This window comes from Psychrobacter sp. ANT_H3 (assembly GCF_027919975.1).
In the GTDB taxonomy this organism is placed as follows: Bacteria; Pseudomonadota; Gammaproteobacteria; order Pseudomonadales; family Moraxellaceae; genus Psychrobacter; species Psychrobacter maritimus.
The window spans coordinates 121,346-136,644 of sequence record NZ_JAQISM010000008.1 but is presented as its reverse complement, the minus strand read 5'-3'; the positions used below and the strand labels follow the sequence as shown (position 1 = coordinate 136,644).

12 protein-coding genes and 2 riboswitches are annotated in these 15,299 nt (G+C 44.5%); of the genes, 6 read left to right on the top strand and 6 right to left on the bottom strand.

The annotated features are described in order from the left end of the window. Positions 1–31: 31 nt before the first annotated feature. Positions 32–1,765, bottom strand: coding sequence for a phospholipase D family protein (locus PG901_RS06555; RefSeq protein ID WP_271133953.1), 1,734 nt, complete (start codon positions 1,763–1,765; stop codon positions 32–34). Positions 1,766–2,277: 512 nt separating this feature from the next. Between PG901_RS06555 and PG901_RS06550 the strand changes: the two genes are divergently transcribed. The 4 genes from PG901_RS06550 (at position 2,278) to PG901_RS06535 (ending at position 6,260) form a co-directional block, all read left to right on the top strand. Then, a complete protein-coding gene (locus PG901_RS06550; RefSeq protein ID WP_271133952.1) occupies positions 2,278–3,567 on the top strand; it encodes an O-succinylhomoserine sulfhydrylase in 1,290 nt (429 codons plus the stop codon). A gap of 92 nt (positions 3,568–3,659) precedes the next feature. Then, positions 3,660–3,989, top strand: coding sequence for a YbaB/EbfC family nucleoid-associated protein (locus tag PG901_RS06545; protein ID WP_025651278.1), 330 nt, complete (start codon positions 3,660–3,662; stop codon positions 3,987–3,989). A gap of 197 nt (positions 3,990–4,186) precedes the next feature. Then, positions 4,187–4,780 carry a recombination mediator RecR gene (recR, locus tag PG901_RS06540; protein ID WP_201625404.1) on the top strand — a complete coding sequence of 198 codons (594 nt, stop codon included), beginning with the start codon at positions 4,187–4,189 and terminating at the stop codon, positions 4,778–4,780. A gap of 148 nt (positions 4,781–4,928) precedes the next feature. Then, entirely contained in the window at positions 4,929–6,260 is a 1,332-nt protein-coding gene (locus PG901_RS06535; RefSeq protein WP_271133951.1) for a ribonuclease D, read from the top strand. 68 nt (positions 6,261–6,328) lie between these two features. Here PG901_RS06535 and PG901_RS06530 read toward each other — a convergent pair whose 3' ends face one another. The 5 genes from PG901_RS06530 to gcvT all read right to left on the bottom strand — a co-directional run bounded on the left by PG901_RS06530 (position 6,329) and on the right by gcvT (position 13,033). Then, positions 6,329–7,021 carry an esterase/lipase family protein gene (locus tag PG901_RS06530; protein WP_271133950.1) on the bottom strand — a complete coding sequence of 231 codons (693 nt, stop codon included), beginning with the start codon at positions 7,019–7,021 and terminating at the stop codon, positions 6,329–6,331. 351 nt (positions 7,022–7,372) lie between these two features. Beyond that, positions 7,373–10,270 carry an aminomethyl-transferring glycine dehydrogenase gene (gcvP, locus tag PG901_RS06525; protein ID WP_271133949.1) on the bottom strand — a complete coding sequence of 966 codons (2,898 nt, stop codon included), beginning with the start codon at positions 10,268–10,270 and terminating at the stop codon, positions 7,373–7,375. 83 nt (positions 10,271–10,353) lie between these two features. Beyond that, positions 10,354–11,112, bottom strand: coding sequence for a nitroreductase family protein (locus PG901_RS06520; protein ID WP_271133948.1), 759 nt, complete (start codon positions 11,110–11,112; stop codon positions 10,354–10,356). Positions 11,113–11,380: 268 nt separating this feature from the next. Next, positions 11,381–11,761, bottom strand: coding sequence for a glycine cleavage system protein GcvH (gcvH, locus tag PG901_RS06515; RefSeq protein WP_144297111.1), 381 nt, complete (start codon positions 11,759–11,761; stop codon positions 11,381–11,383). 69 nt (positions 11,762–11,830) lie between these two features. Further along, positions 11,831–13,033 carry a glycine cleavage system aminomethyltransferase GcvT gene (gene gcvT, locus PG901_RS06510; protein ID WP_271133947.1) on the bottom strand — a complete coding sequence of 401 codons (1,203 nt, stop codon included), beginning with the start codon at positions 13,031–13,033 and terminating at the stop codon, positions 11,831–11,833. A gap of 168 nt (positions 13,034–13,201) precedes the next feature. After that, a riboswitch (glycine riboswitch) is annotated at positions 13,202–13,351 on the bottom strand. Between the two features lie 54 nt (positions 13,352–13,405). Further along, positions 13,406–13,541, bottom strand: a riboswitch (glycine riboswitch). A 347-nt stretch (positions 13,542–13,888) separates the two neighbouring features. Here gcvT and PG901_RS06505 point away from each other — a divergent pair. Further along, the gene (locus tag PG901_RS06505) at positions 13,889–14,209 is read left to right on the top strand and encodes a YcgL domain-containing protein (RefSeq protein ID WP_201565121.1); all 321 of its coding nucleotides are present in this window, start codon (positions 13,889–13,891) and stop codon (positions 14,207–14,209) included. A 361-nt stretch (positions 14,210–14,570) separates the two neighbouring features. Beyond that, positions 14,571–15,227, top strand: coding sequence for a hypothetical protein (locus PG901_RS06500; protein ID WP_271133946.1), 657 nt, complete (start codon positions 14,571–14,573; stop codon positions 15,225–15,227). Positions 15,228–15,299: the final 72 nt, after the last annotated feature.

Sequence of the window (15,299 nt, the reverse complement as noted above, 5' to 3'; positions counted from 1 at the left end):
TTAAAGGAGTTAAAGCTAAGTGAGCTGACAGTTATAGTAACCAATCAATCGGTAACCATGACATGATGGTGAGCCACACATGGTCACTGATATCAACGCGTGGCTCTGAATCGTAAATGACCTTTTTGCCATCTTCTACGGTATGCCACTGCAAATTGCCATTTTCTAATAACTTGACTTCATAAGCTTGGCTTAATAGGTCATCGCTGAGCGCACCATGTAACTGCTTTGCAAGCTCATCATCATTGATAATCACGCCCATCTCGGTATTGATATTCGCGGAGCGTGGGTCGACATTATATGAGCCGATAAATACTTGATAGTCATCAACGGCAAAGGTTTTTGCATGCAAGCTGGTTGACGATTGACTGCGCGCTTTCCACAGTTTGTTTTCGCGTTTTTCTTCAGAAGCGGTAGATTTTAGCTCGTAGATTTTTACCCCTGCACGCAGCAGGTTAGGACGCCATTGACTGTAGCCAGAATGCACGGCGGTCACATCGGTCGCATCAAAAGAGTTGGTTAAAATCTTGATATCGATGCCCGCTTCAGCCAAAGCAACCAGCGTATTGACACCGTCTTTGGTCGGTACGAAATAAGATGAGATAATAGTTAGGCGTTTGGTCGGGCTGCCCAATAAAGTGCGCAGCTGATGCACCAAATTGGTATCGGCTGGAACAGTTTTGGTGAGTTTACCCACATCATCACTTAAGAACTGCATGTCCGTCCAGCGAAAGGGTACGCGCTTATTGATTAAATCGGTATCAATTGAAGAATCTTCGATAGCAGCTTTATAGACATCTAAGCTACTTTTGCTGTTATTTTTCTCATCAACTCTTAACTTATCCAAGCCCTCTAAAAAATCCGTGGTTTCACCTTTATCAAGGGTCGCTAGGGTTTGAATATCAAATGAGATTGGTGCCGACCAGTAGCTTGCAAAGCTATTGTCAATATCAGCGACAACTTTACCTATCAGTAAAACGTCTAAATCCGCAAATTGGCTGTTTTTATCGTTACTTAAGTATTCATCACCGATATTACGCCCACCAATAATGGTGATTTGCTTATCGAAAATCATGCTTTTATTGTGCATGCGGCGATTGATTCGCGGTAAACCGGTGACGAAGTTTAAAGTTTGAAATTTACGATACATCAAGGGATTGATAATACGCACCGCGATATTCGGGTGACTGGCAAAACGTAATAAATGCTGATCGAATTTGGCATTATTATTAAAATCATCGAGCAACAAGCGTACAATAACCCCGCGCTCAGCGGCATCCCACAAGTCTTTTAGCATCAGCTGTCCGGCTTGGTCATCGTGCCAAATATAGTATTGCGCATCGATATTGCGGGTAGCCATACTGGTCAAAATACTGCGTGAGGCAAACGCATTGGCACCGGTCACAATCGGATGGTAGCCAGATAAATCAGGGTGAATCTCGCTTTGTTCACTAATCGCCGCCACCAAATCCGTATTGTCGATTTTTGGATTGGTATTTGGGCTATTTTCTTGGCTGCTATCTTGATTATTACTGCTTTGATTATTACTATTTTGATTGCTATCGCTTTGAATATCATTACCTTCAATGCTATCGTCTTGTGGCTCATCATTTTGCTGATATAGCGCGTCAACACGCGCTGATAAAGCTTGGCTTTCAGGCAAATGCGGCTGCTTTGGCAAAGTTTGGCAGCCACTAAGACTTAAGGTGAGTCCCAGTGTTAGACTCAGCGATAAGTTGCTTGGTTCTATACTAAACATCGACATAAATGAGATACCTTAATGAGCCTGAATGTAATGACATACTGGTGAATAATGGACTTAACTTTGCTTGCTGTTTTTACCGATGATAGCACTGATTATGAAGCGGATCATAATATCGCTCAGAGCAATATTCAAAGCGCGGCTAAGCTTAGCAGCTGTTGTCATCTGTGCCTATTATAAATACGTTATTTTTGTTAGATACGGCACGTTATTTGGTCATGATAACCACATCGTCCAGTCATCGTCTGCGCTTGCATCTTATCCTTATAAATGCATCGGTGTTTTTAGTATCAAGTCATTAATAGTTAATTCTAAATATTTAATAATAATTTCTGAACACTAAGTGCTGGAACCTAATGCTAAGTGCTAAACCTATAGTATTCAAAAATAATATTTAGCAGGTCTTTGAAACCAGCTGTTTGGAATAAGTTGCCATGCTATGATAACGCGAACAAATGCTGTTTATAGTCAAAATAAGCCGTATGTTTAATAATAACCAGTGCAATGGAAAATTTATGAGCCAGTCGCAAGTGCATGATGATAAAAATTTGAATAAAGTAGACCCTAACTGGCGCAGTGACGCGCTCAATCTAGAACTCGATTATGGTATGCAAACGATTGCGGTACGGGCAGGGCAGCATCGTACCGACGAAGGTGAGCACTCGGAAGCTATTTTTACCACCAGCTCTTATGTTTATGAGTCGGCGGCAGATGCAGCAGCCCATTTCAACGGTGATAAGTCGGGCAATGTTTATTCACGCCATACCAATCCTAGCGTGCGTACCTTTGAGCGTCGTTTAGCCGCGCTTGAAAATGGCGAGCGGGCTGTGGCGACCGCATCAGGTATGGGCGCGATTTTGACCATGTGCTTAGCCTATTTAAAAGCAGGTGACCACCTGCTTGCTGCCAATCAATTATTTGGCTCATCGATTGGTTTGTTTAATAACTATATGGCAAAGTTCGGCGTTGAAGTCAGCTATGTCGATTGCTTCGATAATGACGCGTGGGCAAAAGCTGTACAGCCGAATACCAAGGTGATTTATTGCGAAAGCCCCAGCAATCCGTTGGCGCAAATCTGCGATATCGGCTATTTAAGTCAGCTATGTAAAGCCAATGATATCTTATTGGTCGTTGATAACTGCTTTGCGACGCCAGCATTGCAACGCCCGTTAGATTTGGGCGCTGATGTGGTCATTCACTCTGCGACCAAGTATTTAGACGGTCAAGGTCGGGTATTGGGCGGCGCACTGGTCGGTAGCGATAAGCTGATGCAAGAAGCATTTACCGTGGTGCGCTCAGGCGGTATCAGCATGAGCCCATTTAACGCATGGGTCTTTACCAAGGGGCTTGAAACACTGAAACTGCGTATGCAAGCGCATTGCCAAAATGCCAATCAAGTGGCAGAATTTTTGGTCAATCATCCCAATGTCAGTGCCGTGCATTTTTCAGGTTTGAGTAATCATCCCGCTCATGAATTGGCGACGCGTCAACATCATATGAAAGGTGGCTATGGTGCTATCATGGGCTTTGAAGTTAAGCCGTCGGCTGGCGCTGATTCAAGCAAAAGGGATTCAAAAGCCGCTGCTTGGCATGTGATTGATTCAACACAAATGGTTTCTATCACCAATAACTTAGGCGATGCTAAAACGACGATTACTCATCCGGCGACCACCACCCATTTCCGCCTAACGCCTGAGGCAAGAGCAGAGGCAGGCGTTAATGATAGTCTCATCCGTTTGTCGGTAGGTTTAGAAGATGTGGAAGATATCATCAAAGATTTGGCGCATGGTTTAGACAGTTTGTAAAGATAAAGGTATAATCGCAATTAACATCAGGTTTACGTAATTAATGACGATTCATTATTATACGCATTAAGACAAAATACAAAGAGGCAACTATGAATATTCAAGCATTGATGCAACAAGCACAAACGATGCAAAAGAAAGTCGAAGCAAACGTTGAAAACGCTAAGAAAGAATTGGCCAATAAAGAAGTTCAAGCCGAAGCGGGCAGCGGTCTGGTAAAAGTTACTATGACAGGTCGTCACGTGGTTAAGCGTTTGACTATCGATCCAAGCTTATTGGAAGATGAGCCAGATATGATCGAAGACTTAATTGCTGCTGCGATCAATGATGCCGTGCGTCAAGCGGATGAGCTATATGAAGAAACCATGGCTGGCGCGACTTCAGGCATGGGTTTACCACCGGGTATGCAAGGCATGTTCTAAATAGCGGGATTTTCAGCGCTAAGCTCTTTAAGACGAAACTTTTAAAGACTAATTCTTTTAAAATAAAGCCGTTAAATATTAAGCTTTTAAGCGCGAAAAACTGCTGATTGAACACAAAAATGGGGTTGTTATCGACACGATACGACCCCATTTTTATAGCTACGATTTATAAATTAAGTTAAATAAAGGAAGTTACTTTGCTGACAGCCAAATTTGATCAGCTGGTCAAACAGCTGCGTATTTTGCCGGGCGTGGGGCAAAAAAGTGCCCAACGTATGGCGCTACATCTGCTTACTAAAAAACGCCCCCAAGGCATGGCGCTCGCGCAAGCGCTTGATGAGGCGATGCGCGATATCGTCGAATGTCAGCGCTGCCATAGCTTTAGTGATGAGGCTATTTGTCCATTATGCCAAGATCCAAGGCGCGATAATGGCTTATTATGCGTGGTCGAAACTGCCGCAGATGTTATGGCTATCGAGCAAACGGCAGGCTATCGTGGGCGCTACTTTGTTTTAGGCGGTCATTTATCGCCAATAGACGGCATCAGTGCCGATGATTTAAATATCGATCAGCTGGTCTGGCGGGTTAAGCAAGAGCCTGTTGAAGAGTTGATATTGGCAACTGGTACTACTGTTGAGGGTCAAACGACGGCGCACTTTATCAGTGAGGCGGTTGGTCGTCATGTCAATAAAGTCACTCGCTTGGCACAAGGCGTACCGATGGGCGGCGAGCTTGAGTATCTAGATAGTATGACTCTTGGACAAGCCATGCAAAATCGCTCTTTCTTATAGTATGCTGTATAGCAATTTCATAAATTCTCTATAAAAGCCAAGTCTTGTCCATTTTATTTGATGGAATTGTTATAATTGTTTTCTTATCCACTTTTATTAAGACGCAATTTAGCGTTTTATTTTCTCCTATTTATGCAGGTATCTGCCCGTGTCCAACCATGCTTCAACTGCTTCAACTGCTGCCACCCAATCAAACCTCTCAGACAATACTGCTGCTACTGATGATGAGTTATCAAAACCACCAGTCAATAATGAGGTAGCGCCCGCAGGTTTGCCGCCCGAGCCAGATATCGATGCATTGCTAGGTATCGCCGATGAAGCCTCGGTCACTTGGGTACGTCAGCAAGATGGTTTAAAGGAAGTTATCGATGCCTTGGCAACTTGCGGGCGGGTAGCGTTAGATACTGAGTTTATCAAGCGCGATACCTATTATCCACGCTTGGCACTGGTGCAGTTAAATGTGGGCGACCATATTTATTTGTTAGATGCCCCGCAACTGCAATTGGCTGAGCTGTGGCAAGCGCTGATGAAAGTGGATGTGGCGATTTGGCATGCCTGCGGCGAGGATTTGGGGATTTTTTATCTACTGTCTGGTTGTCCGCCATTGACCAATATCTTTGATACGCAAATTGCCCTGTCTTATTTAACTGGCCAATTGCAAATGGGCTATCAGCAGGCGCTTGATGATCAGCTAGATATGCATATTGATAAAGAACAAAGCCAATCCGACTGGTTACAGCGTCCGCTATCAGATGAGCAAGAGCAATATGCGATTGATGACGTGCGATTTTTGCCAGCGCTTTATTTAAGTCTTGAATATGAGCTGAAAAAGCAGGGTCTGTTTGAATACGTGTGGGCGGACTGCCAGCTTTATGCCAGTGATTTGTATGACGCGCAGCACGTTGAAGATGAGGCGATGTATCTAACGATGGCAGATTATCGTTATACCTCTGAGCAAATGGCGATACTACAAGCAGTGGCAACGTGGCGCGAAGAGCTGGCACGGGCGACCAATCAACCGCGTACCTTTGTCATAAAAAAACAAGCGGTACGTGAGATTATCACCGAAAAGCCAAGCAACATGCGCGAGCTGGCACATAAAACCACGATGCACCGTAGTATGCTGCGCCTATATGGTGAAGAGTTGCTAAAGGTGATTAAGGAAGCAAAAAATCTGCATCCTGCTGAACATCCAGACTGCCTATTACCACCGTATCGCTCAAAAAATAAAGTACTGTCAAAAGCGGTACAACACGCGATAGACAAGCAAGCAGAAAAAATCGGCGTCCCTGCTAATGTATTGATGCGTAAAAAATGGCTCGCGCAGCTCTATGAAGTGATCGCCTTTGATAAAGATTTAAGCGAATTACCAGAAGGCTTAAAAGGCTGGCGCAATGAGTGGGTGATGCAAACCTTGATTCCAGTGATTAAGGAGCATAAAACCGAGTTGCAGCAGGGTATGGGTATCAATGTTCGCTAAGCGATAAAGAGTAGCGTTTATAAGTGCTCAGCATTTATAAACGCTTAGTATTTATAAATGCTTAGTATTTATAAATGCTTAAGCTCGCTATGGTCGAACTGTCCATGTTGTAAAAAATATTTGGTTTGAGCGGCTACTGTTTTATCGACCAGCATCCCAGTATGCGATACTGGTAATACGATATGGTCAGTGGCTGCCTCTATTTTGGTCTCTTCAACATATACTGTGCCATCGTGTAGCAGGTGTTCTGCTGATGGCATATTATTTGTCTTACGTAGTTTGCGATTATGATACTGCAAAAATAACTGCCCCAAGCCATAAGGACGATTACCGGCAATCACGCCTAAGGTAATATGCTCCGGTAAGGGCGCGACCGTGCCATCTAGCGCATCGACGTACGAGCGCCCCACTACAGCTGGGGTCAAGCGCCAAATATAATCTGCACAAACACTACCTAAATGCGGTGTCCCAAGCGTTACGCAGCGTCCAATTTGCCACTTGGGATACTGAGTGACGAAATCGCGAATAATTAAACCGCCCAAACTATGACCGACCAAATCGATTGGCTGGTCAGGATGATGATGCTTTTCTAGCCAGTCATTTAGGCGGGCGCTATTGGTTTTGATGCCATCACGCATACTACGATAGCCATATTGGTGGGTGTCAAATCCTGCTGCTTGCAAGCGTTTGGCCAATAGCCGCATAATCCAAGCGGTTTGATGCAGACCATGAATCAGAATGACGCGGCTTTTTTGTTGCATGTTATTTTCCAAAAGTTATTTTACTGATGTTTTATTATATCAGGGCGTGTCCTCATTTTAAAAATGGTGATAAAAATGAGATAAATTGTAGCCAAACAAGGAAAATAGTGCAGTTAATATCGGGATATTACCCAGCTATTTGACGAAGTTTGGCAAAATTTAGCTATTTTTAGACCATTTAGATGTCCATCGATTGAATTGAGGACACGCCCTAGACTCTAGCCACTAATTTAAACGCTAATCACATGACCCTTTAAATTATTAGCCCAGAATAGGCAAAATAAAAACCTCCAAATCAGCTACTGATTTGGAGGTTTGTTTTTATATCGACTATTTATAGTTGTTTGAAAACTACATATAGTTTTCGATGCTTGGGCAAGAGCACATGAGGTTCTTATCACCATAAGCGTCATCAACACGTGCCACACTCGGCCAGAACTTATGAGCACGAATATAAGGCAGTGGGAATGCAGCCGTATCACGGCTGTACGGATGCGACCATTCGCTGCTGGTAATCATTGCCGCGGTATGCGGTGCATTGACCAACGGGTTGTCTTCTAACGTCCAACCATCGTCGCCAGCTTTGGCTTTCATCGCTTCGGCTTTGATAGATTGTAGCGCACTGATAAAACGATCTAACTCTTCTTTAGACTCAGACTCAGTGGGCTCAATCATCAAGGTGCCCGCTACTGGGAAACTCATCGTTGGTGAGTGGAAACCATAATCCATCAAGCGCTTAGCAATATCGCTTTCAGTGATGCCAGTTTCTTCCTTCAATGGGCGAATATCGATGATACATTCGTGAGCGACGCGGCCATTTTTGCCGGTATAAAGAACAGGGTAGTGGTCTTTAAGCTGGCTGGCAACATAGTTGGCATTTAATAGCGCAAGCTCAGTTGCTTTTAGCAGACCATCACGGCCCATCATAGCAATATACATCCATGAGATAGGTAAGATGCTCGCTGAACCATAAGGTGCTGCCGATACCGCTGAGCAATCATTTTGCGCATTATGCACAGGGCTCAACGTATGGTTGGCCATAAATGGTGCTAAGTGTGCTTTCATTCCGATAGGGCCCATGCCTGGACCACCGCCGCCATGTGGGATACAGAAGGTTTTATGCAAGTTCATATGCAGTACATCTGCTCCAACATCAGCAGGCTGCATCATGCCGACCTGCGCATTCATGTTGGCGCCATCCATATAAACTTGACCGCCATGCTTATGTATCAAATCACAAATATGACGAATGCCTTCTTCAAACACACCATGCGTTGATGGATAAGTAATCATCAAGGCACCTAGATTGGCGCTGTGCTCTTCACATTTAGCGGTCAAGTCATCGATGTCTACGTTACCATTGTCATCAGTTTTAACCACGATTACTTTCATACCCATCATCATGGCGGTAGCAGGGTTGGTACCGTGCGCTGACATTGGAATGAAGCAAACATCACGATCCGTTTCACCCAATGACTCATGGTAACGACGGATTGCTAATAAACCAGCATATTCGCCTGAAGCGCCGGAGTTAGGCTGCATAGACACTTCATCAAAACCTGTGATGGCTTTCAGTTGCTCTTGCAAGCTATCAATCATCGCAATGTAACCGGTGACTTGATCGCGCGGTGCAAATGGATGCACATTGGCAAATTCAGGCCACGTAATCGGTAGCATCTCACTGGTCGCGTTCAATTTCATGGTACAGCTACCAAGTGAAATCATGCTACGGTTCATCGCCAAATCTTTGTCTTCAAGCGATTTTAAGTAGCGCAGCATTTCATGTTCGGTATGATGCGTGTTAAAGACTGGATGGGTCAAGATATCGTCAGTACGCAAGTGGGCGCTATCAAGTGATACGCTAGCCGCTTCAGGTAAATCATGTGATTTACTAACAAATAGCTGAGTTAAGACATTAAAGTCCTGCGCATCGCTGATTTCACTGAACGCAACGCCAAGCTTACTGTCGCCCAAACGCCATAAGTTATAGCCAACATTGTCCGCATTTTCAAAAATCTGCGTCGCCAGCTTCTCTGAACCACAATCAATAACAACCGTATCGAAGAACTGCTCATGTACCACATTTAAATTGCTATCGTTAGCTTGTTTAATAACATTCGCAAAGGCAGTCGCAAAGGCATGGATACGAGTCGCGATACGCTTGACGCCACCTGGACCATGATACACCGCATACATACCCGCTAGATTAGCAAGCAATACTTGTGAGGTACAGATGTTTGAGTTGGCTTTTTCGCGGCGGATATGCTGCTCGCGGGTTTGTAATGCCATACGTAATGCAGTATTACCTTGCGAGTCTTTTGAAACACCGATGATACGGCCAGGTGCTGAGCGCTTGGCTTTATCAGAGAAGGCAAAGTAGGCGGCGTGTGGACCACCAAAACCCATTGGAATACCAAAACGCTGGGTGCTACCCAATGCCACGTCTGCACCCATATCGGCTGGTGATTTTAATAGCACCAAGCTCATGATATCACTAACAACGCTGACGTAGGTTTTGTTTTTCTTTACCGCTGCGATAACGTCGGTTAAGTCTTTTACATCGCCTTCAACACCGACGTATTGGAAAATAGCACCGAAATAATCACCTGATTTAGCCAGTTCAAAATCACCAACCACCACTTCCCAACCAAAGTATTTGGCACGAGTATTGATGACGTCTAAGGTTTGTGGATAAATGCGGTCATCAACAAAAAACTGGGTTGATTTACTTTTACTGACACGCTTTGACATCGCCATCGCTTCTGCCGCAGCCGTTGCTTCGTCAAGTAATGACGCGCCAGCCATCTCTAAACCAGTCAAATCGATACAAACTTGCTGGAAGTTTAGCAATGCTTCTAGACGACCTTGGGCAATTTCAGCTTGATAAGGGGTATAAGCGGTGTACCAACCTGGATTTTCAAGCACATTACGCTGAATAACCGCTGGCATGCGCACAGGCGAGTAACCTTGACCGATATAGCTCTTATTAACCGTGATGTCGTCTGCCATGGTACGTAATTTAGCAAGCGCGGCATGCTCACTCATCGCCACAGGCAAATCTAGCTCTTTATGTAAGCGCACTGGTTCAGGCACGGTATCGTTAATGAAGCTCGCCATGTCTTTATAGCCAACTGCGCTGAGCAGGTCAGCTTGCTTGGTCTCATTTGAGCCTAGATGACGATAGACAAATTCAGCTTCGTTGAATAAACCTTTAAAGGTATCAAACGTTGGGTTTTGAGAAATAGTCATGAGAGTCCTTGGTTAAGGGAGTAATAAAGGGATGGCTAAAATAACTAATAACTAGTAACAATAACTAATGACGGCTTACAGTTTTAGACGTAATGGACAAACTGCTCTTGGTTAAAGCGGAACTGGGTGTTGTAGACGCCATTGTCAGCGCGCTCACCAGCACCAATCATCATAATGATATGTTGATCGTTGCTTAAATTTAATAAGCGTTTCATAGCAGGCTCATCAAAGCCGCCCATCGGACAGCTATCAAAACCGTGCGCGCGTAGTGCCAACATGAGGTTTTCAGCGGCAAGGGCGGTATTGTTGGTGGCCCAGTTTTTGGTGTCTTCAAAGGTATAGTAAGGGGACTTAATCGGACCTTTTACGCGTCTAAATACTTGAGTCGCACTCCATTTCGCCGCTGATATTACGTTAACTGGTCCGCGTAAAAAGTCCATGGCCACGACTTTGGTGTAGTAGTCTTTGACTTTTTTGGGTACGGGTGTATCAGGGTATTCGCGCAATATCTGCTGAGCGTGATCCTGCCAGATATCGGTACGCGCAACGACCGCAATTAAGCGTGCGGCGGTTTTTGCCGCGTTTTGATTCATGCAATTCTTTACCGCGCGTTTGCGATTGTCAGCATCGTCAATCACATAAAATTCCCACGGCTGTAGATTACTCGAGTTCGGCGCGAGCATGGCCAAACGCAGACAGTCTGCTAACACCTCGTCAGGTATCTTTGTATCGGTAAAGCGACGAACGGAACGACGTGATTCAACCACTTCGCAAAACGCTTGCAGCTGCGGGGTATGAGTAGGCGTCGCAATATTGTCTTTAAGGTCAGTGCTAGAGGTCATATTAGAATCCATACTGGGGATTGAATGATCAACTTAGGTCAGTATTGAGTGCAACTTTTCAATAGTGTCTGACAAGTGGTTAATACGAGTGAATCGAATAGCAGTAGTCAATTGAGCGATAAATAGGTTAAAAAAGGCGTACAGATATCAGCTGACGCCAATATCTGTCATAGCAAGTTACATTTTTCAAGCTACATTTTTAAGATTGCAAATAGCGATATTTCATTTCAGTCAAATAGCGCTTTTCAGCAAGCGAGCAAAGCTGATATTACAGCTCGTTTTCGTACTCATCAGCAGTTAGTAGCGCTTCGTAGTCAGCGATGTTGTCAGGCTTCATTCTAAAGAACCAACCTTCACCGTATGGGTCAGAGTTGATGATTTCTGGATCATCTTCTAATGCTTCGTTGATGGCAACGACTTCACCTGAGAGAGGCGCGTAAACGTCAGAGGCCGCTTTTACTGACTCTACGACTGAGATTTCGTCATCAACGGCGATGATGTCACCCACGTCTGGCAATTCAACAAACACCACGTCACCCAATAGGTCTTGAGCATGGTCAGTGATACCAACAGTGATAGTACCGTCGTCTTCTAGGCGTAGCCACTCGTGGCTGGCGATGTATTTTAGTTCTGCTGGGATATTGCTCATGGTCTCTCTCCTAAGTGATAGAGGATGGTTAACAAAAATAGTGGAAGCTAATAATAGAATTTATAATGACTACGAGTCAAACTGTTGCTTGCCGTTACGGACGAACGGTAGCTTAAGGACGCGTACATCGACAAACTTACCTTTGCCGCGCAAATCGACCTGAACGCTATCGTCATCTGATAAGCTGGCAGGGACACGGGCAATCGCAATCGAATTTTTTAGGCTAGGGGAGAAGGTGCCACTGGTAATGAGACCAGTTTGCTCATTGTCCGTGCCTTGATTGATGGTCACTGTCATGCCTTCACGCAATACGCCGCGCGTCGTTAATAGTAAGCCGACTTGTTTCATGGCGGTGTTGTCGTCTTTTGCTTGCTGACGTTTGCTTACTAAGGCTTCACGACCGACAAAATCACGCTCGTCTTTTAGCGCCAATGTCCAGCCCATGTTGCACTCATAAGGGCTGGTTTCTTCATTCATATCATGACCATAAAGGTTCATGCCCGCTTCCATACGTAAAGTATCACGCGCGCCAAGGCCAGCAGGTTTAACGCCATTGGCTTTTAATTGCTCAAAGAACGCTGGAGCATCATCGCCATGCATAATCACTTCGACGCCATCTTCACCCGTGTAGCCGGTACGAGCAACGAACCAATCTGTGCCTTCGATGTCTGTTAAATCAGCACCAACGAAAGGCTTAAGTCCCGCCAAGGTATCTGCCCAGCTCGGTTTAACTTGCGCCAGTTTTTCAACGGCATTTGGTCCTTGTACCGCAATCATCGCAAGCTCTGGACGCTCGGTGATGGTAATGTCAAAGCCTTTAGCGACTTTTTCAAACTGTACCATGTCTTTATCGCGAGTAGCAGCGTTTGAGACGATACGGTATTCGGTGGCGTCTTCATTCATCAGGTAAACGATTAAGTCATCGATGATGCCGCCTTGCTCATTGAGCATGCCAGAATATAGCGCTTTACCGACGGTTTTTAATTTATCAACATCATTGGCAAGCAGCTTTTGTAGCCATGCTTTGGCATCGCTACCTTTGACATCAACCACTACCATATGTGAGACATCGAACATACCAGCATCGGTACGCACCGCTTCGTGCTCTTCGATTTGTGAACCATAATGGATTGGCAATTCCCAACCAGAAAAATCCACCAGTTTGCCATCACTATCAACGTGAGACTGGTAAAGAGGCGTGCGTTTAGGGGCTGAAGTACTTGTGCTTTGAGGGCTGGCGTTTTGAGAATTGGCGTTTTGAGTGTCGGTCATAACAAATCCTTATGTGTACATCAGTCGTACTCGGTAGAGTAATGAGCGATGTGCAGTTTCATAGTAGCGAGAAGCAATATTGCAGGGTGCAAGCATTGCAACCAAGGGTAGCACAGAAAAAAAAGATAAAGCAGTAAGCCAAACCAGCGCTGAACGTCGGTTTAAGCAAAAGCCCTATCTGTCCTGTAACCTGAGATTTTCAACACGAACCATCATTTTTTAAGCATCTATTTGCAAAAAAATAGCAATGATGTCGCATTTTCTCCCCTTCGGTGGGTAAGGCGTCGTCCGTCCTTACCGCTCTCCAGATTTGTTATGCCTTGTGTTTGGATGTGCTACGCGATTGACGGTAGACAGCGAAACAGTCGTGGCATGTGTTTTTCAGTCCTTTTACCTGAGCGATTGGCAGGGTATATGCGCCTTCGGTGGTCTTGTTACAACTATCAACGCAACTCATTAAATAAGTGCATCTGACATCGTGCCCAAGACTCTCTCCTGAAAAACGCTTTTATTATGAAAGGTTAATGGTTTTTTTACAAGCCACCGCATGGATTAAAGTGAATAATTTAACCAAAATGCGCTTTTTTAGAGATATTTAGGCAAATAAACCGCTAAAAAAGCCAATTTTTTGCGCCTGTACAAAGCAACATAAGGCAATCAAAAGCCATCTCGTTAAAGCCTGCTACGCAAAGCCACTATTGAAAGTCAGGCAAATTATGCTAGGCTAGCAACCATTATTCCCATATTCCTCATTCATTTCATTTAAGCTATTTAATATAGGCTATTTAATACCAGTCATTTGATAACTGTTTTAATTGATGGTTTTTAACCTTTCGTGCTCAATAGGTGCCCTTTATGCATTGCGATATTTACAAATTTCCCAAACACAATGATATGTACGTCTATATTGCTCGTCCTGATTATCCTAACGATACCGACGAGATTAAAGACTGGCTTGGCGTATTACCAAAAGACTTCCGTGCAGGCTTAGGGCGCAGTCAGTTTGTCATGCATCTAGATTTGGCAACCACGGCAACGCTTGCGCGTGTTGATAAAGAAGAAGTATTGGCGAAATTACAATCACAAGGCTATTTTGTACAAATGCCGCCGCAAGATGTTATGCGCCGTCAAGCCGAGTTGCGCGCCCGTGAAGCACAAGACAATATCTACGATTAATGCGCTTGTTTTAAAGTATTTCTTTTAAGTTATATCGCAATCTTATTTTCAATGTGTCTTATTTTATAAAGCAACTAACGGCAACTGAAGGTAAATATAGGTCAGCGGCCAAGTGGTAGCCAGTCATAAACAGTCATAATCGGTGCTAATAACAAGCCAACTGGCGATGCGACCAATTGATAAAAAACGTTACCAAACAGTGGTCAGCATGCACTTTATTTAGAAGTCGTGATAAACTAGCAGCCTATTCAGTACAGATGTCGATGATGTAGTCGGCCCTATTTCTAGTACGACAGAACGTACCCTATACCGCTAGACACATAACGTGTCGCCGGTGATAAATGCAGGTAACCAAACACGTATGGACTGGTTTAAAAGTATCTTACACAGCTTACCATTGGAAGCCATCAGTGACATTCTCGGCGAGATTGCGATTTGGTGGGGGCAGCTGGTAAAAGACGTTCCAGCCGCAGACTTACCCATGTATGCGTATTTGGGCGGTGTCATTATCGTCTTGATACTTTGGCTACTGGTTGCTCGGGTCTTGCCGCGTCCACTTGGCGGTATGAGCTGGATGATGCTCTTTGCTGTTTTATTAGCTCCCGGTACAGCGCTTGGTGACCCTAGCGTGATTGCACCAGCCAGTATCAGTGTCGTGTACGCCATTATGATGAAAGACACAGCTGGTGCGATTGCTAATATGTTGCCGATATTGGTGGTATTGGTCGTCGGCTTGTTTGTGGGTTTTGTTTGGCAACTGATTCGCGGCGCGTTTGAGTCAAGCTTAGATAAAGCCCGCAGCCGAACGGCAGAAGATACGCAAGCGACGATGCAGCTAACCACGGGTAATTACTTAACAGACAATGCTGGTTTAACAGAGCCGTCTGCTGATTCAGCATTAATGACTAAACCCGAAATGGCTAAGACGGAAATAAATAAGCCTGCAGCTGAAGTCAGTTTAAAAAAAGACAATAAGCCATTGAAGCAAGCGGATAGTGATAAATCTGATAAGCTTTAAAGTAGAGTTAAGCTGCATTAGTTAAAATAGAAGACACCATGCGTGTCTTTTTTTATGTAAAAGCATTTTTTG

Bases quoted from the DNA above. Each gene is read 5' to 3' on its own strand.
- PG901_RS06555 (WP_271133953.1), bottom strand. From the start codon at position 1,765: ATGTCGATGTTTAGTATAGAACCAAGCAACTTATCGCTGAGTCTAACA.
- PG901_RS06550 (WP_271133952.1), top strand. From the start codon at position 2,278: ATGAGCCAGTCGCAAGTGCATGATGATAAAAATTTGAATAAAGTAGAC.
- PG901_RS06545 (WP_025651278.1), top strand. From the start codon at position 3,660: ATGAATATTCAAGCATTGATGCAACAAGCACAAACGATGCAAAAGAAA.
- PG901_RS06530 (WP_271133950.1), bottom strand. From the start codon at position 7,021: ATGCAACAAAAAAGCCGCGTCATTCTGATTCATGGTCTGCATCAAACC.
- gcvP (WP_271133949.1), bottom strand. From the start codon at position 10,270: ATGACTATTTCTCAAAACCCAACGTTTGATACCTTTAAAGGTTTATTC.
- PG901_RS06520 (WP_271133948.1), bottom strand. From the start codon at position 11,112: ATGACCTCTAGCACTGACCTTAAAGACAATATTGCGACGCCTACTCAT.
- gcvH (WP_144297111.1), bottom strand. From the start codon at position 11,761: ATGAGCAATATCCCAGCAGAACTAAAATACATCGCCAGCCACGAGTGG.
- gcvT (WP_271133947.1), bottom strand. From the start codon at position 13,033: ATGACCGACACTCAAAACGCCAATTCTCAAAACGCCAGCCCTCAAAGC.
- PG901_RS06505 (WP_201565121.1), top strand. From the start codon at position 13,889: ATGCATTGCGATATTTACAAATTTCCCAAACACAATGATATGTACGTC.
- PG901_RS06500 (WP_271133946.1), top strand. From the start codon at position 14,571: ATGGACTGGTTTAAAAGTATCTTACACAGCTTACCATTGGAAGCCATC.